At 44.3% G+C, this 16975-nt stretch carries 23 protein-coding genes and 1 tRNA gene; 11 read left to right on the plus strand and 13 right to left on the minus strand.

The window, feature by feature from the left end; translation table 11 throughout:
• From J7M13_03540 to J7M13_03570, 7 genes are all read left to right on the plus strand, one after another.
• Positions 1-189, plus strand: a 189-nt coding sequence (locus J7M13_03540; GenBank protein ID MCD6363059.1) for a hypothetical protein, incomplete at its 5' end; no start/stop codon positions are given.
• A gap of 56 nt (positions 190-245) precedes the next feature.
• Positions 246-641, plus strand: a complete 396-nt coding sequence (locus J7M13_03545) for an ATPase (GenBank protein MCD6363060.1) — start codon at positions 246-248, stop codon at positions 639-641.
• A complete protein-coding gene (locus J7M13_03550; GenBank protein MCD6363061.1) occupies positions 638-958 on the plus strand; it encodes a V-type ATP synthase subunit F in 321 nt (106 codons plus the stop codon). Before J7M13_03545 ends, J7M13_03550 begins: the two co-directional genes overlap by 4 nt.
• Before the next feature lie 7 nt (positions 959-965).
• On the plus strand, positions 966-1547 hold the full coding sequence (locus J7M13_03555) for a hypothetical protein (protein ID MCD6363062.1): 582 nt from the start codon (positions 966-968) through the stop codon (positions 1545-1547).
• Positions 1548-1562: 15 nt separating this feature from the next.
• A complete protein-coding gene (locus tag J7M13_03560) occupies positions 1563-3350 on the plus strand; it encodes a V-type ATP synthase subunit A (GenBank protein MCD6363063.1) in 1788 nt (595 codons plus the stop codon).
• Positions 3350-4723, plus strand: a complete 1374-nt coding sequence (locus tag J7M13_03565) for a V-type ATP synthase subunit B (GenBank protein MCD6363064.1) — start codon at positions 3350-3352, stop codon at positions 4721-4723. Before J7M13_03560 ends, J7M13_03565 begins: the two co-directional genes overlap by 1 nt.
• Entirely contained in the window at positions 4720-5340 is a 621-nt protein-coding gene (locus J7M13_03570; GenBank protein MCD6363065.1) for a V-type ATP synthase subunit D, read from the plus strand. The genes J7M13_03565 and J7M13_03570 overlap by 4 nt, the downstream gene beginning before the upstream one ends.
• Here the strand turns inward: J7M13_03570 and J7M13_03575 are convergent.
• The 9 genes from J7M13_03575 to J7M13_03615 form a co-directional block, all read right to left on the minus strand.
• Entirely contained in the window at positions 5334-5951 is a 618-nt protein-coding gene (locus J7M13_03575) for a protein-L-isoaspartate(D-aspartate) O-methyltransferase (GenBank protein ID MCD6363066.1), read from the minus strand. The two genes, J7M13_03570 and J7M13_03575, sit on opposite strands and share 7 nt — an antisense overlap.
• Before the next feature lie 74 nt (positions 5952-6025).
• Positions 6026-6102 (minus strand) — tRNA-Arg (locus J7M13_03580).
• 52 nt (positions 6103-6154) lie between these two features.
• A complete protein-coding gene (locus tag J7M13_03585; GenBank protein MCD6363067.1) occupies positions 6155-6691 on the minus strand; it encodes a hypothetical protein in 537 nt (178 codons plus the stop codon).
• Positions 6692-6704: 13 nt separating this feature from the next.
• Positions 6705-6908: a hypothetical protein gene (locus J7M13_03590; GenBank protein ID MCD6363068.1), complete on the minus strand. Its 204-nt coding sequence runs from the start codon at positions 6906-6908 to the stop codon at positions 6705-6707.
• Positions 6896-7180 (minus strand): hypothetical protein, encoded by a 285-nt coding sequence (locus J7M13_03595; GenBank protein ID MCD6363069.1) that lies wholly within the window; start codon positions 7178-7180, stop codon positions 6896-6898. Before J7M13_03595 ends, J7M13_03590 begins: the two co-directional genes overlap by 13 nt.
• A gap of 49 nt (positions 7181-7229) precedes the next feature.
• Entirely contained in the window at positions 7230-8198 is a 969-nt protein-coding gene (locus tag J7M13_03600; GenBank protein MCD6363070.1) for a methyl-accepting chemotaxis protein, read from the minus strand.
• Between the two features lie 41 nt (positions 8199-8239).
• Positions 8240-8743, minus strand: coding sequence for a transcription repressor NadR (locus J7M13_03605; protein ID MCD6363071.1), 504 nt, complete (start codon positions 8741-8743; stop codon positions 8240-8242).
• Positions 8731-10164 (minus strand): sodium:solute symporter family protein, encoded by a 1434-nt coding sequence (locus J7M13_03610; protein ID MCD6363072.1) that lies wholly within the window; start codon positions 10162-10164, stop codon positions 8731-8733. The genes J7M13_03605 and J7M13_03610 overlap by 13 nt, the downstream gene beginning before the upstream one ends.
• A complete protein-coding gene (locus tag J7M13_03615) occupies positions 10161-10337 on the minus strand; it encodes a hypothetical protein (protein MCD6363073.1) in 177 nt (58 codons plus the stop codon). The genes J7M13_03610 and J7M13_03615 overlap by 4 nt, the downstream gene beginning before the upstream one ends.
• A 134-nt stretch (positions 10338-10471) precedes the next feature.
• Here J7M13_03615 and J7M13_03620 point away from each other — a divergent pair, with 134 nt between their 5' ends.
• Positions 10472-11014, plus strand: coding sequence for a hypothetical protein (locus tag J7M13_03620; protein MCD6363074.1), 543 nt, complete (start codon positions 10472-10474; stop codon positions 11012-11014).
• Here J7M13_03620 and J7M13_03625 read toward each other — a convergent pair.
• Genes J7M13_03625 through dctP form a run of 4 tightly spaced genes read right to left on the minus strand, consistent with a single transcriptional unit; the run spans position 11003 to position 14761 of the window.
• Positions 11003-11989, minus strand: coding sequence for a membrane dipeptidase (locus J7M13_03625; protein ID MCD6363075.1), 987 nt, complete (start codon positions 11987-11989; stop codon positions 11003-11005). The two genes, J7M13_03620 and J7M13_03625, sit on opposite strands and share 12 nt — an antisense overlap.
• 17 nt (positions 11990-12006) lie before the next feature.
• Positions 12007-13293 carry a TRAP transporter large permease gene (locus J7M13_03630; protein MCD6363076.1) on the minus strand — a complete coding sequence of 429 codons (1287 nt, stop codon included), beginning with the start codon at positions 13291-13293 and terminating at the stop codon, positions 12007-12009.
• On the minus strand, positions 13293-13772 hold the full coding sequence (locus J7M13_03635) for a TRAP transporter small permease (GenBank protein ID MCD6363077.1): 480 nt from the start codon (positions 13770-13772) through the stop codon (positions 13293-13295). The genes J7M13_03630 and J7M13_03635 overlap by 1 nt, the downstream gene beginning before the upstream one ends.
• Complete coding sequence (gene dctP, locus J7M13_03640; GenBank protein MCD6363078.1) at positions 13769-14761, minus strand: TRAP transporter substrate-binding protein DctP; 993 nt, start codon at positions 14759-14761, stop codon at positions 13769-13771. The genes J7M13_03635 and dctP overlap by 4 nt, the downstream gene beginning before the upstream one ends.
• Before the next feature lie 208 nt (positions 14762-14969).
• On the opposite strand from dctP, the gene J7M13_03645 reads away from it, so the two are divergent.
• The 3 genes from J7M13_03645 to J7M13_03655 are packed head-to-tail and all read left to right on the plus strand — an operon-like array spanning position 14970 to position 16975.
• The gene (locus tag J7M13_03645) at positions 14970-15800 is read left to right on the plus strand and encodes a DUF4198 domain-containing protein (protein MCD6363079.1); all 831 of its coding nucleotides are present in this window, start codon (positions 14970-14972) and stop codon (positions 15798-15800) included.
• Positions 15801-16409: a cobalt transporter CbiM gene (gene cbiM / locus J7M13_03650; protein ID MCD6363080.1), complete on the plus strand. Its 609-nt coding sequence runs from the start codon at positions 15801-15803 to the stop codon at positions 16407-16409.
• Positions 16406-16975 carry a hypothetical protein gene (locus J7M13_03655; protein ID MCD6363081.1) on the plus strand — a complete coding sequence of 190 codons (570 nt, stop codon included), beginning with the start codon at positions 16406-16408 and terminating at the stop codon, positions 16973-16975. Before cbiM ends, J7M13_03655 begins: the two co-directional genes overlap by 4 nt.

Genomic DNA, 16975 nt, shown 5'->3' on the forward strand with positions numbered 1-16975 from the left:
TCCTTTATGGGAGAAGCTGGGGTTATGCTTATGGTATTTCTCGGAAACGCTGTGGTGATACTATTTGAGGGATTAATAGTCGGTATTCAGGCTTTGAGATTGAATCTTTATGAATTCTTTTCAAAGTTTTACATGGGAGAGGGAAGGCTCTTTAAGCCGCTTAGCTATAGAGATGTGGAGTTGGGATAGGAAAGGAGGGAAACGGTTTGCTTTTAATCCCCTTGCTTTTAACTGGTTCAGCTGTTCTGTTTACCCTCTATGCAGGGTTAACGATACGAAGAAGGAAGGATTACAAGGCATATGCTAAGAAAGTGCTTCTTTTTTCCTCAGTGGCTATTTTAGCCTCCGTAGTTTTACTTTTTCTTCTCCCCGTATCAGGGGCTTCCGCTGCCCCAGAGGAGTCAGCGATTTCAATACCTCGTAGTATAGATATAGCCGCTGGCTACATTGGTGCTGCGGTTGCAGTAGGGGCTGCTGCCATTGGAGCGGGTATAGCGGTTGCAGCTACAGGTAGCGCCATGATAGGAGTAATGGCTGAAAAGCCTGAGCTAATTGGCAGAGCAATGATCGTTGTGGCTCTTGCCGAGGGAATAGCAATATATGGTATGATAATTGCCATAATGATTCTTGCTAAGCTATGATTGGCAGAGCTTTCGTTCTCGGTAGTAAGGAGGCAGTCGTTGGTTTCCGATTAGCTGGGATTCGAGGAGAGGTTGTTGAAGACAGGGAGACCGCTTTAAAGTTGTTTAAGTGCCTCGTTTCCTCGGGGGATTATAGATTGCTTGTGATCACGGAAGGTATAGCGCGCTTTTTGAGAAATGAGATAGAGGAGATAAAATCGAGGAAGCTTTTTCCTCTTATTGTGGAGATTCCAGATAGGGGTGGTTTCAGGGAAAAGCCTTCCGATTTTCTGGAGAGGATGATAAGGGAAGCTTTAGGGCTTTCCTTAAAGGGGTGATATAGGATTGGAGGAAAGGGTTAGGCTTCTTAGGGAGGAAATACTGAAGGAAGCTGAGCTTGAGAAAAGGCGACTTTGGGAGGAGTTTGAAAGAAGAAAAGCAGAGGATTGGGAAAGATCAAGAAGCAGGGCGGAGAGAGAGACGATGAGAATGATGGAGGAGGTAGAGATGAAAGCGGAGGATATGGTTTCTCGCGAGATAGCTAACGCGATGTTTAATGCTCGAAAGATAATTCTTGAGGAGAGAGATGCAGTCTTGCGGGAAACCATGGAGAAGGCGAGACAGGAGATATTTAAGATTGTGGAGAGAAAAGACGAGTATAGGGAGAGAATGAGAAAACTTCTAAGAGAGTGTATAGATTATCTTGGAGGGAGTTTTGAAGTCGCGTCTAATCCGAGGGATGTTGACCTTATTAGAGAGCTTTCTCAGGAAATGAGTGTGAAGGCGAATATCCATCCCGATCTTGGAATATCGGGTGGGATCAAGGCATGGACGGGAAAAAAGGCGATAGATAATACTCTTAAAGGAAGATGGGAGAGAAGAAAGAGAGAGATGCAGATGGAGGTGTTAAAAGAGCTCTTTGAGTAGGAAATGGAAAGGCTTATAGGACATATAAGGTGGATAAGCGGACCTGTGGTTAAGGTTAAAACGGTAGAGGATGTTAAGATGCTCGAGATGGTTAGAGTTGGAGATATGGGATTGATAGGCGAGGTTATATCTGTTAGCGAGAAAGAGGCGGTAATTCAGGTTTATGAGGAAACAGAGGGACTACGCCTTGGGGAAGGAGTTTTTGGAACCGGTGAGCCTCTATCGATGACTCTTGGTCCGGGGCTTTTAGGTGGTATCTTCGATGGCATAGGAAGGCCACTCACGGCGATAAAGAAGGAGCTCGGGGATTTTATCCTGAGAGGAGCTAATCCTCCTTCGCTTTCCTTCGAAGACATGTGGAGGGTAAGGATTGAGGTAAAAAAGGGGGATTTTTTGAAGCCGGGAGATATAGTTGCTCGCATTAGGGAAACGCCTCTTATAGAGCATCGAATCATGTGTCCTCTCGGGGTAAGTGGAGTAGTAATTGAGACCAAGGAAAGCGGCGATTATACGATAAATGCGGTTATAGCGAGAGTAAAGGATGAAAAAGGTAGAATACATGAGATCAAGCTATTTCACCGCTGGCCTGTTCGAAAGCCGCGTCCCATTTTGAGAAGAATATCTCTTGATGAACCTCTTCTTACAGGTCAGAGGGTTTTGGATTTTCTTTTTCCTCTTGCTAAGGGAGGAACTGCTGCTATTCCAGGAGGGTTTGGAACGGGGAAGACGGTTACCCAGCATCAGCTTGCCAAGTGGGCCGATGCTGATGTGATAGTTTATATAGGTTGTGGAGAGAGAGGAAACGAGATGACTGAGGTGCTTGAGGATTTTCCAAAGCTTGTGGATCCTCAAAGTGGTCATTCTCTCATGGAAAGGATAGTTCTCATTGCTAATGTATCAAATATGCCGGTTTCCGCTCGCGAGGCTTCCATCTTTACCGGTATCACGATAGCCGAATATTTCAGGGATATGGGATACGATGTTGCGGTTATGGCTGACTCTACGTCGAGATGGGCAGAGGCTTTAAGAGAGATAGCGGGAAGGCTTGAGGAGATGCCGGCAGAGGAAGGTTTTCCTGCATATTTACCCACTCGCTTAGCGGAGTTTTATGAGAGGGCAGGTAGGGTAATAACCCTCGGTGGTAGGAAAGGTTCCGTCAGCATAATAGGGGCGGTTTCCCCACCGGGTGGTGACTTTTCTGAACCGGTGACCCAGCACACGCGTAGATTTATAAGATGCTTTTGGGCGCTCGATAAGGAGCTTGCCAGTGCGAGGCACTTTCCCTCGGTTAACTGGCTTAACAGCTATAGCGAATATTTTGAGGATCTTAAGGGGTGGTTCAGGCAAAAGGTTGCCGAGGATTTTCCAATATTAAGAGAGAGGGTTATGAACATTCTTCAGGAGGAGAGTAATCTTCAGAGAATAGCTCAGCTTGTGGGAGTGGGAGTTCTGCCAGAACCTCAAAAGCTTATTCTGCTCTCAGCTAAAATGCTCAGGGAGGGTTTTTTACGTCAGAATGCTTTTGATCCGGTGGATACCTACTGCTCTCCTCGAAAGAGCTATCTTTTGCTTAAGCTTATGTTAAAGTATTACGACAGAGCGAGTGAGCTCGTTAAAAAGGGAGTCCTGGTTCAGAGAATAGAGGAGCTTCCTATAACCTCGAGGATTTTAAGATTTTCATTTACCGTTTCAGAAGACAAGATGGAAGAGGAATATCTCTCTTTAAGGGATGAACTTGAGAGGGAATTCTCAGAGCTTGAGAGGGAATATGAAAAGATCCTCTCCTATAGGAGGAGAGCTTGATGCTTGAATACATAGGGGTTAAGAAGATAACCGGTCCACTCATATTTATAGAATCGATGAGAGAGCTCTTTTACGGTGAGGTGATTGAGATATCCTCTCATGATGGAGAGGAAAGAGTGGGGAAGGTTATAGAACTTGGTGATGAGCTTGCGGTTATACAGGTTTTTGAGGGAACGGAGGGGTTAAGCCCTGCCAAGACGAGAATAAGGTTAGCAGGAGACACCTTTAAAATAGGCGTGTCTCGGGAAGTTATAGGAAGGGTTTTTGATGGTATGGGTAGACCTATAGATGGAGGACCTGAGATAATGGCTGAGGATTTCATAGATGTAAACGGGAACGCTATAAATCCCGTTTCGAGAAGTTATCCTCGTGACTTTATCCAAACGGGGATATCTGCTATAGATGTGCCAATGACTATAATAAGGGGTCAGAAACTGCCCATATTTTCGGGAAGTGGCCTTCCCCATAACGAGATGGCAGTTCAAATAGCTAAGCAGGCAAAGGTCCATGACGCGGAGTTTGCGATAGTCTTCGCGGCTATGGGGGTAAAGCACGATGTCGCTCGCTTTTTCTTAGAAAGCTTTGAAAGAAGCGGTGCTTTGAGAAGCTCGGTTGTTTTCTTAAACCTTGCGAGCGATCCCGTTATAGAGAGATTGATTACTCCGAGATGTGCTTTAACGGTTGCGGAATTTTTGGCTTTTGAGCTTGGTATGCATATTTTGGTTATATTAACTGATATGACTAACTACTGTGAAGCGCTAAGGGAGCTTTCCTCGCGCAGAGGAGAGATCCCCGCAAGAAAGGGATATCCTGGTTATATGTATAGCGATCTTGCTTCCATATATGAAAGGGCGGGTAGAATAAGGGGAAGAGATGGCTCCATAACTCAGATTCCGATAATATCCATGCCAGAGGATGATATGACCCATCCTATCCCAGATTTAACTGGCTATATAACTGAGGGACAGATAGTTTTAAGCAGAGAGCTTTACAGGAGGGGGATATACCCTCCCGTTAATATCCTTCCCTCGCTTTCTCGCCTAATGAAGAGTGGTATAGGTGAGGGAAAAACGAGAAAGGATCATCCTCATCTGTCAGACCAGCTTTACGCTTCTTACTCTCATGCGCGGTGGGTAAGGAGCCTTGCTTCCATTGTTGGTGAGGATGAGCTTTCTCCTCGAGAGAGATTATATCTAAGATTTGCCGATGAGTTTGAAAGGAGATTTATAAGTCAGGGGTTTGATGAGGAAAGGAGTATAGAAAGAAGTCTTGATATCGGCTGGGAAGTTCTCTCTTTGTTGCCAGAAGAAGAACTTCATAGGGTTTCTAAGGAGGAGATTGATGAGTTTTACGGAAGGCGGGAAGAGGAGTGAATCTGGAGCTCACCAAAAGCGGCCTTCTTAAGGTTAAGGACATGCTTTCTCTTGCAAGGCAAGGTTATAGGCTTATGGATCAAAAGAGAAATATTCTCATATCCGAGCTTGTTAAGTATCTCGAGCTTGCCAGAGAGCTTCAAGAAAAGGTCATCAAGGAGTTCGAGAGAGCCTATAGTACGTTAACCTTTGCGAGCATAACTCTTGGTATGGAAACCGTTGAGGAGATAGCATTTGGCGCTGAGGAGAAGGTGAAAATAGCGGTTGCCGAGAGGAGCGTGATGGGCGTTCCCATCCCCATTCTTGCTGTGGAAGGAGACAACCTTAAGGAAGGGACTTTCTCGCCATTCTATAGCGTTTACAGAACAAACATGGCTCTTGATAGGGCAATACTCGAGTTCAGAAAGCTATTTGATACGGTTGTCCTTTTAGCCGAAATAGAGAATGCTATTTATAGGCTTGCGTGGGAAATAAAGGTTACTCAAAGGAGAGCTAATGCCTTAGAGGAGGTTATAATTCCGGAGCTTGAGAAAGCTAAGAAGAGGATAGAAGAACATCTTGAGGAGAGGGAGAGAGAAGAATTCTTTAAGTTAAAGAGGATAAAAAGGATTCAGTGATTCCAGCCTTCTTTGCCCTTTAGCGGTACGAAAACGCATCCCCCAAAGTCCTCTCCGTCAAGGCTTCCATCTTCCCTTTTTACATATTTATAAAGGCTCTGAATGAATCTTTCTCCTATCGGTATTACGAGCCTTCCTCCTATTTTAAGTTGCTTTATCAAGGGGGTGGGAACCTTTGGAGCAGCAGCGGTTACTATTATCGCATCATAGGGTGCGTTTTCTTCCCATCCTAAGGTCCCGTCGCCTACCTTAACCCTAACGTTTTTATACCCCAGCTTTTCCAGCGTTTCAGCTGCCTTTACGGCGAGAGCGGGGATTCTCTCAACGGAATAGACCTCTTTAGCAAGCTCCGCTAAAATTGCTGCTTGATAGCCTGAACCCGTTCCTATTTCGAGTACCTTTTCATTTCCCTTTAAATCAAGAAGGCTTGTCATTAAGGCAACTATATATGGCTGGGAGATAGTTTGCCCCTCACCTATAGGTAGGGGATGGTCGTCATATGCCCTTTCTCTGTACTCCTCTGGGACGAAAAGATGACGTGGAACACGCATCATTGCGCGCAGAACGCGCTCATCTTTTATCCCTCTTATTTCTATTTGAGATTCTACCATTCGCTTTCTGAGTTCGTTCCAATCAAGCTCTTTTTTCTTCCAGAAAGGAATCACCCTCTTTTAGAATAAAAAAATGGCGCGGTTGGCGGGAGTCGAACCCGCAACCTCCGGCTTAGGAGGCCAGCGCTCTGTCCTATTGAGCTACAACCGCACCACTCAAGACTAATCTTACCAAAATTTCACTTAGAATGCAAGCGTCTTGCTTAAGCTTCGGCTTCGACGGGAGCTATTTCCTTGGGACCCTTGCTGTAAAGCTCTCTCGCTCTTCTTAAAAGTTCTATAAGTTCCTCAGATATATTCTTCGTTCTCTTAAGAGCTTTTCTTGCGGCTTCGCTATTTCCAGCCCTTATCACTTCTAAAGCGCTCTCGTGTAAAAGCTTGTGCTTTTCTCTCACCGCATCCCAGAGCATCTTTTCTTCTTCGCTTAGATTCTTTCTCATTAGGTTTAGGAAAACCCCCAAAGAGCATTTTTCAGGATCTGTCTCTCTATTCCATTCTGCTCCCTCGTTTACGCTTTTTTCAAGCAACTGAAGCCACTCTCTGTGAGCCTTTTCGCTCCTCTCTATCTCCTCTACAAATTCCTTTTCCGTTTCCACGTGAAATTTCATAAGGATATTTACGGTTTCTTCGAATATAGCGGCGGTTTCTTTCGAAGACTGGGTTACCTTTTCGCTTTCCTCCCTGAGGGAGAAGAGCTTATCCGTTATCGTTTTGATCGTTTCGTTAACGTTTGTTGCCAAATTCGTTATAGTTTCAGCAGCTGATGTTAGCTCCTCGGTTGATGCGCTTTAGAGTTTCCGCGCTCTCGTTTACATTTTGGAAGAATCCCTTTACATCATCCATGATTCTTAATATCTCGGAGATAGCTTCCGCTGCGTTCTTAGCTTGGGAAACCACTTCGAGCATTCTCTCGTTCATCTGGGATATGTCGTGTGTGGTATTTTCTACGCCTTCCATAGTGCTCTTAAGTTTTCTCCTATTTGAACTGCTGCATTTTTGCTTTCTTCTGCGAGCTTTCTTACCTCTTCTGTAACTACCGCGAAGCCCCTTCCGGCTTCTCCCGTTCGTGCTGCTTCTATAGCTGCGTTTAGAGCGAGCAAGTTGGTCTGTTCGGTTATGCTTGTTATCGTGTTGACGACATCATTTATAACGGATGCCTTTTTGGATAAAATGCGAGCCCTTTCCGTTACTTTCTTTGTATTCATCTGAAGGTTTTCCATGGTCGTTATGGTGTTTCTTAAGGCTTCTCCTCCCTCGTTTGCTTCATAATCTCTTCGTTTAAATCTTCCGCGAGTTTGCGAGCGTCTGAGTGCTTGAGGTTATTTCCTCGGAGCTCGCATACTGATTCTGAACGGCATTGGTTATGTTTTCTATAGAACGGGCGCTCTTATCCAACAGCTCTGCTATCTCTTTTGTGTGTTCGTTAGCCTTTATAAGTCTTCTTACGGACTTGTAAAGCTCGGCTATTGAAAGTATAGAGGAGTTTTTGATCTTCCATATTAACTCTCTGAGTGAAGCTATAGAGGCGTTAATTGCCCTTCCCAAATTGCCAACCTCGTCTTCGGTGAGCACGGGAACCCTTCGTGTCAGATCTCCTCCAGATTCTGTAAGCTCATTAGTGAATGAGAGCAATTCTCTTGTGGGCTCAATGATGGTCTTTTTGTAGATAAGTAGCGTTATAACCGCTATAGCTATGCCAACGAGGAATAAAATAAGCTGTATTCTTTTCATCCATATGACTTTTTCCTCTGCAACTTCTTGGAATAGTAATACCCCTTTGTTCATTTCCGAAAGCAGCGGTACATTGTTCTTCAAGACGAAGCTTAGTGCGCTTTTATCTCCCTCTATTGCTTTTTTCAGGTTTTCGGCGAAGCTTTTCCACATGTTCATTACCTTCTGAAGCTGGGGTTTCACGCTATCGGGAGCCGGTGGAATCTTTACCATCTTGTTCCAGGCGAGATCGAGAGGAGCTTCTCCTCCATTGGTGAGTGCTTTTAGCGTCATGTCAAAGACCTTTATGCTGTTCTGCATGCTCTTTAAGGCAGATTCATCCTTTAAGATAAGATAGTTAAGAAGCTCTTTTGTCATTCTCTGTGTTAACATTCTTTGACGCCCAGCGAGGTTTATAACTACTGCATCAGATTTTTGTTTATCCGTTATAAAAAGCGTTGAGGCGTATATTACAACAAGCAGGATTATAAATACCATCAGAGGAACGGATAAATTGAAATAAAGGCTTCTTTTCATCGGTTACCCCTCCTTTCTCCTCAACGGTTTCAGGAGGAAAATTACTCGAGCAAAAACCCTCTTTCCCTCAGGAGCTTTTTGACTTTTTCAATCCTTTCTCTTTTATTACATCTTATCGTATGTAAGTGAACGCCGTCGGACAAGGCCAAAAGAGGCTTAGCTCCAAAGCTTCTCATTTTCGTCATAAATCTCGTTAGATCAGCCTTGGTTCTTATATCAAGATTTCCCTTAATCTCCCCATAAACGGGATGTTCCACTATTACGTTTAGGAGAACGCATCCCTCACCTATTATAATAGAGATTTCCTCTTCTATTTCATCTTCATTATGCCTTACCGCTATGACTTCCTCAAATTTTTCTCCCTTATCGAGGACGTATCCTTTTGGAGTAGCTGTTATTTTCTTTCCCCGGGATCTTAAAATGGCTATTATCTTAACGATAGATTGCCTGCTTACGTTAAGCTTCTCGGCAAGCGCTCCTCCCTTTACCGGCTCTGGATAGGTTTCCTCCAGTATCTCAAGAATTCTCTTCTCTAAGTGTTCCATATCTTGAGATTCTCTCTCCTTCCTGAAGGAAATACAATACTTAAAATAGTAAAAACTCCTGATGATATTATAATACTCCAAATACCGAGCATCAAGCCCAAAGGTTTTGCTCCTTTAAGGAATAAAATCCCCGTTATGAGGGCTCCGAGAGCTATGCTCCAGAAGGCTCCGCTTTCACTCGATTTTTCCCAATAAAATGCTCCTACTATCGATGGCACGACTGTGAGTAAACCCGCTGAGGAGGAAACCGATAGGAGAACTATCATGCTTGGCTTAAAATAAGCGAAGATGAGCGCTACGATTGCTAATATAAACATGGATGTCTTTCCGGCAAAGATCTGTTTTTCTCTTGGGAGATGACCGAAGAGATCTTTACTAACCATTGACGAAAGTGTGAGCAAAATGGAGTCTATCGTTGATATCGCTGCGGAGAGAATGCCTATCATTACAAGGATAGAAACTGGTGCCGGAATGATGGGGAGAGAGAGAAGGTAGGGAGTCGCCATATCTGCTTTTTTCAATGAGGGGATAAGAGCCCTTGCTGAGAGACCCCACAGCACCACGATAATGGTATATGTGAAGCCGAAAATGAGAAAACCTCGAAGCATGTTTCTTAAGGTTCTTAGGCTTCTCGGGACAAAAAGCCTTTGGCTGACCTGGGGGTTAGAGATGGAGAAGAAAAACCATGGAATTATGAGTCCTATGAACGTGTTCAACTTAAAAAAGCCAGGACCAGGTACGGATAGATACTCTGGATAGTGAGTCTCAAGTTTCAGAAACAGGTTTGTGAAGCCTCCGAAACCTCTGTAAACGATGAATAGAAGGGCTATTAGCGAGGAGATGAGCATTATGCCGGCTTGAAGGCTATCTGTCCAGGCTACTGAGCGCATGCCTCCTGTGAGTGACCAGGCAATAGCCACTGCCGTTGCTAAGGTTATCCCGATTTCAAAGCTTATGGCTCCCTTTGTCATAGCTTCGAGAGAATAACCTATGCCCATTATCTGAACTGCAGAATATGGGATTAAAAATACAAGGGAAACGATTGCAAAAGCCGTTGCCACTCTTTTGCTACCGTATCTTTTACCGAGCATCTCTGCTGGAGAGATGATTCCAAGCTTCTTTCCCACTTTCCAGAACTTGGGACCGAACCAGACTATAAGAACCAGACCAGCTAAATAGGTAAGCTCGAACCCGAGGCTTCCTATCCCTCCCTTGTAAGTTAGCCCTACGAGTCCTATCATCATAAATGCGCTGTAAGTTGTGGCGCTGTATGTGAGCGCGGAAATAATCCCTCCCAACCTTCTTTTGGCAAGAAAGTATTCCTCAGGATCTCTCATCTCGCGTCCTCTTCTTGAGAGGAGAGCGAGGAGCGTTCCAATTGTAAGATATGCGAAGATCGCTACTATTACCCAAGTCTTCATTTCTCCTCACCTTCCCATCCCTGTGTCATCGCGAAGATGGAAAGTACTGCTACTCCTCCCCATATCATCCAGAATGTAAAAGCCCCTGTAATTTTGTTATATCCTGAGAGAGGGCCATATGGGATCGCGAGATCGAGGACAAGGAGAAAGATAAACCATAGCAATCCCTTCAAAGCCTTCTCGCCTCCTTTACAATTTTGGCTTAATTTTACATTGCATACTGATAGCTGTCAATAATGGTTGATAAACAAACTTGACTGTCCTTTCTTTGTATTGTAAGCTTTAAGCGAAGGAGGGGTAAGCCTTGATGGGTGTAAGCGGAGTGAGGCTAAGCGAGGCTGAGAAGAGGATACTATTCGGGTTTGAGCTTGCCCGTGAGAGGAGGCGCCTCGAACGAGAGGGATTTAAAGTCGTTACCCAAAGGGTTATTCCTGTGGAGAGATATGATCCTCTCACGGGGGAGTACAAAATCGTTGATGCCAGAATTGTTTCCGTTACGGCGGATGACAAGGGAGGAGTGAGGTTGCTCTCTCAAGGAGAGAGAGTGCCTCATACTTCGCCTCACGGTAAGAGGAAGGAAAAGCTTAGAAAGTATAGATGCTCCAACGGTGAAACATCTGATGGTTCCGTGACGGAAATGACAACCGTTGAGAGCTTCCTTCACGTGCTTCATCATGAAGGGGAGCATCTCTTTATAGATAGAGTCAAAGCTATGATAGAAGGTAAGAAAGTGATAGCTCAATATGTTATGCTTTATACCAAAATAGATCCTGAAACGGGAGAGATATATGTTGCAGGAGGGAGGGCTATAACTATAACTAAGGGTAAGGAAGTAGATCTACTTGCGTGAAGAAAGGCTTTTTAGGATAATTCTCTCCCAATTCAGGTGAGCGATTTTCTCTATTTCCTCCTGCGAGAACCCTTCCTTACTAAGAGCGTGAAGTATGTTTGCGGATTCCTCAAGGCACTCGAGTCCCTCAACTGGGGGGAACTCTATGGTAAGTATATTTTGAGGAAGGAAACATTCGTAATCCAGACCAAGAGCAACGTGCTCCACTCCTACGAGATCTGAGATATATTTGATGTGGCTTATAAAGTCGCTTAAAGTTGCTTTTTTATCAACGCTTATAAATGGAGATATCGCTGCTATGCCTATTAGCCCTCCTCTTTCAGCTATAGCTTTGATCATGTCATCCGTTAAATTTCTTGGGTGCTCGCATAGTGATCTTACTGCTGTATGGCTTACAACTACTAAGTCTTCATCATAGACGCTTAGAGCTTTCCAGAAAGCGTCATCGCATGCATGTGCTAAATCCAGTATCAAACTTAGCTCTTTTATTATCTCTATGGCTTGCTTTCCCAGCTCCGTTAGTGAGAAGCTTCCCTCACCATAGGTTCCTCGCGCAAATGCATTGCTGTTGTTCCAGGTTAAACCTATCATTCTTACTCCGAGTTCATCTAAAACATATATTAGCTCGGGTTTATCGCCTATACCGTCTAATCCCTCCATTGAGAGCAAAAAGAATAATCGGTCGGTTTCAAGAGCCTTTTTAAAGTCTTCCGTCGTTTTTACGAAGACCATTGCTTTACTACTTTCTTTAAATTCTCTTATAGCGGTTGAAATTAGCGCTAAGTTTCTTTCCTGAGCTTGCAAAGGATCTTTCCTGTACTCTTCCTCTATCCAGATGGACAGAAAAGCGCCCTTAATTCTGCCCCTTAGTAGTGGCGAGGAAAACTCTCTTTCTATAACCCTTCTCTTTCCCTTCTTTCTCTCAACGATGATCCTGTTTAAGAGATCCATATGACCGTCAAAAATGTAGCTCAATATCTTTGCCTCCTTTCTCAGAGCCCGACGAGCTTGGGCAGGGTAGTGGTGAGTGATGGGAAAAGAATTATTATAAGGAGAACTGCCATGGCGATGGCTATGAAGGGCCATATACCCTTAAATAGCTTTCCGAGTTCGACTCTTCCCACGGCTGAGACTATGTATATGCAGGCACCCATGGGAGGGGTTATGAGTGCTATGGTTACATTTAGCGTCATTACGATGCCGAAGTGTAGTGGATCGATACCCGCCATCTTGGCCAAGGGTACGAAAATTGGCGTCAGGAGGGAAAGCGTGGCAACCTCCTCCATAAACATGCCAACTATGAAAGTTATTCCGCTTAAAACGAGCATTAGAAGAACGGGATTTTGTGCCACCCCTATCGAAGTCAGAAACTCAGCAAATCGTTGGGGAACCCTATCCCACTTGAGAAGCCATCCCACAACCGCTGCTGCTCCCATTATCAGGAATATTACGCTTGTTAACCGAGCCGTTTCGAATATCGCGGTCATAAAGCTCCTTAAGTTTAGCTCTCTTGTTATAAAGAAGCCGGCAAACGCTACGTAGGCGATTGCTAAAGCTCCTGACTCTGTTGGCGTTACTATTCCGGACACTATACCTCCTATAATTATGACGGGAGCTATAAGAGCAGAAAACGAGTGAAGTAGGGTCTTTAATCTCGTTCTTTCTGTTCTTCTTACGGGTGGAGGGAAAGAATGTTTTCTGCAGTACAAATAGTTCATCACGAAGAAAGCTCCGCCAAGTATGAGACCTGGGATTATACCTGCCACGAATAATCCTCCTATTGAGGTATTCGTCATCGTTGCGTAGAGTATCATAAAAATACTGGGCGGTATTATAGGCCCCACCAGTGAGCTTCCTGCGGTTATACCTGCGGAGTAGACCGGGTCAAACCCTTCCTTTTTCATTGCGGGAATTAATATGGAGCCTAAGGCTGAGGCGTCTGCTGCAGCAGAACCGTTTACACCTGCGAAAAGGATGCTCGCCAGCACATTAACGTAGCCCAATCCTCCCTTTACTTTTCCCACAAGCATATGACTGAACTCAAGCAATCTATCGGTAAGCCCAGATGAGTTCATCAAGGTTCCAGCTAAAATGAAAAAGGGTATTGCCATGAGGGAGAAAACATCCATGCCGGAGAAAAACTGTTGAACCATGAATCTGAGCATTGATAAATCTCCGAGATATGCAAAGCCAACGAAAGCGGCTGCAAGAAGTGAGACAAATAGAGGGATGCCACCTATCATCATTATGAAAAAGGAAAGAAGCATGACGATGGCCATCATTTTGCGCTCACATCCCTACGAATTTCCAGTAATATGTATTCTATGAGCGTTAAAGTCATCCCTACTGGTATTGCTGATACCGGTATGGCTTTTGATATATTCATTGCCATAGTTATAAACATTTTAACTTCAATGGTGTATTTAATTCCATGATATATCATTATTGCAAGGATTCCGCCTATTACAACTCGCTTAAACCATATGAGAGGAATTTGCATGGAGGAAGGGAGTCTCTTTACGATGAAATCGATGTACATGTGATCCCCATAGTACAAGGCGGGGGGTGCAGCAAGAGTTACTACCCAGATGAGTGAATATCTCGAGAACTCCTCGGTCCATATAAACGATGTCTTTAGAAGATATCTCATGAAGATGCTGACGGCTATATTCGCGACGTTTATAATTAAAAGCACCCCAGCTGCCCAGAGGCATATGTCGCTGAGCAGCTGGGGTGCACTCTTTGAGCTTTTTCTCATTTGGCGGCTTTCTCGTTGGCGATCTTGGCGCACTTAAGCGCGAGATCCAGCCAGTATTCTCCTATTTTCTTCTTTAGCCAGTTTACATATGCGGGTTGAACGGTTTTTCTAAACTGCTCCATTTCTTCCTTGGTAGGATAGTATACCTTCATACCTTTATCTTTCAGGAACTGAACGCGCTTATCAACCATGCTTTCTACTTCTTTTCTGTTTATAATGTTGGCTTTCTTGGCTGCCTCTAAGATTACCTTTTTATCCTCGGGGCTTAAGCTATCAAACCATTTGGCATTCGCTACCAGGAACTGATCTGAATATTGGACGTTCGCCATGGTCATATATTTCTGAACTTCATATAGACTGCCTATGATGATATACATGGGCGGATTCATCTGCCCATCCACAACTCCCGTTTTCAAGGCCATGTAAAGCTCTGTCCAAGGGATCGGCACTCCTGAGGCTCCCATTGCTTTATAGATTATCACCTGTCCCTCATCCATTGCACGGAACTTCAATCCCTTAAAGTCCTTTGGGGAGTGGATTTCTCTCTTGGAATTAGTAAAGGCTAAGAAGCCTCCTTCCTCTATTGCTTCCAATAGGACAACGCCAGTTCTCTTCTTAAAGGTTTCTTGAGCCTTCTTCCAGTATTCGCTTTCATCGAAGAATATATGTGCTGCTTTATAGCTATCAAACATGAAGGGAATTGATGCTGCGTAGAGCTCAGGGAATAACGGTGCCATTCCTGCATATGAGGCTATATTCATTATCGGTAAATTTCTGGTCATATCCATTCGTTCTTCCTCTTTGCCGAGCTGGCTGTTGGGGAAAAGCACGAGTTTTATTCTTCCATTAGTTCCTTCCTCGATGAGTTTCTTCAGTCTAACCGCGTAGGCGTGAACCGCGTTGGTTTTAGGATCAGGTGGTCCGTTATAAGAGATCTTTACCTCCATTGCTGTGGCTACTCCTATAAAGCACAGGAGGAATAAAACCATTCCTATAATGAGATATCCCTTTCTCCTCACGATTTTCCCACCCTCCTTCTTTTTGTTTGTAAAGGTTTGATTATATTATAAATTTGCTAATGAAATATGTCAAGAGAAGACCGAAAAGATCGAAGTTTTCTTCCTTGACAAATCCCTCCTTTCGGAGTATGATAACACTGAGTGAATAAAAAGTAGCACGAAAGGAGGAGAAGTGATGATGAAAAGAAGATGGCTTTGTCTTGTAATCATTCTGGGAATCATGATGATAGCTTTCCCCGCTTTTGCCCACTTTCAGCTTATCATTCCATCGAGGCTTTTCATCGAAGGATCACCGCAAAAGGTAAAGCTTTTTATGCCTTTTACGCATCCAATGGAGGGGGGACCTACTATGGATATGGCCAAGCCAATACAGTGTGGTGTTATGGTAAGAGGTAAAAAGTTTGATCTAACTGATAAGCTCAGACCAATCAAGCTTGATGTTTTCCCGCGCTGGAACTCGAACTATAAGGAATATAAGGGCAAAAAGGCAACGGCTTATGTGGCGGAATATTTAATCAAAATGCCGGGAGATTATCAGTTTTTCATAGTTCCTAAGCCTTATTTTGAACCTGCTGAGGAGAAGTTTATATGGCAGATAGCTAAGGTGGTTGTTAGCGCCTTTGGAGCTGAGGAAGGTTGGGATCAGCCCGTGGGATTAAAGGCTGAGATTATTCCCCTTGTTAAGCCTTACGCTATATGGGCTGGCAACCTCTTTAAGGGAAGGGTTCTTATAAACGGTAAACCTGCTGCTGGTATAGATGTTGAGGTTGAATATTATAACCAAGACGGAGCTGTAGAAGATCTTCCCTCGGATGCTTTTATAACGCAGGTAGTTAAAACGGATGAAAACGGCGTTTTTTCGTATGCCATACCTTGGCCCGGCTGGTGGGGATTCTCAGCGCTTGGCGATGGGAGCAAGATGGAGTATAAGGGAAAGGAGTATCCCGTGGAGCTGGATGCGGTTATCTGGGTCAAGGCTTTTGCGCTTCCGAAAGGAGCTAAGCAATAGATGCATATATCTGAAGGGGTTCTTTCCGCGCCCGTTCTCGCGACGGGCGCCCTTTTAACGGCTTCGGGAACCTATTTAGGATTGAAGAGACTAAAAGAGAAGGATATTCCTACGGTAGGTGTGCTTTCATCTGCTTTTTTCGTTGCTTCTCTCATACACGTTCCTCTGGGACCAACGAGCGTTCACCTGATATTAAACGGGTTAAACGGGATAATCTTGAGGTGGGCTGCTTTTCCGTCCCTCCTTGTAGCTCTTTTTCTCCAAGCGGTTTTGCTTCAATTCGGGGGTTTAACCACGCTTGGCGTTAATACCTTTAACATGGCTTTTCCCGCCGTCCTGGTGGGATTATCGTTTGGCAGGTTTGTTTCCTCCGGAAGGAAGGCTTTGGTTATCATTGGGGGCGCCCTTGCGGGGGCGCTTGCGGTAGGTTTGTCAGGTATATGCGTGGCAATCTCCCTCGCTTTTACGGGGCAGGGCTTTCTTGCGGTTGCTAAGCTTGTCCTTATCGCTCACATACCGATAATGATGATAGAAGCTATTATAACGCCTGTGATTCTTCTCTTTATCGCGAAGGTTAATCCGTCGATTTTAAGGGGGGACGAGAGATGAAAAAGGAAGTTATTTCTTTTATCATCTTGGTTTTGCTTTTAACCTTCTTCGGTGGAGTTTGCTTTGCCCATAAGATAACGACGTTTGCATACGTTGATGAAAATGGCGTGATTAATACTGAGACCTATTTTAGTGGAGGGGCTAAGGCGAAAGGCGCAAAGGTTATGGTTTATGATGATTCTACTGGTAAGCTTCTGCTTCAGGGAAAAACTGATGATAAGGGAATGTTTAACTTTAAGCCTCCCGCTTTAACCGATCTTAAAGTGGTGGTTGAAGCTGAGCTTGGGCACAGGGCAGTGGCCTTTGTTAAAAAGAAAGATTTTGAGAGGTTCTTTAATCGAAAAGAGGAGACGAAGGTTAAACCTGCTTCGGCTTCTTCCATTGGCATCAGCGAAAAAGAGCTTTCGCAAATTCTGGATAAAAAAATTAAGCCTCTTTACGATATGATGTTAAAGATGGAGGAAAGGCTTTCGAAGCCTTCTATAACTGAGATAATCGGCGGGATAGGATATATTTTCGGTGTTTTCGGAGTAGTTGCTATGATAGCTGCGAGGAGGAAAGATTGA

This window comes from Synergistota bacterium (genome assembly GCA_021159885.1).
Classification (GTDB): Bacteria; Synergistota; GBS-1; order GBS-1; family GBS-1; genus AUK310.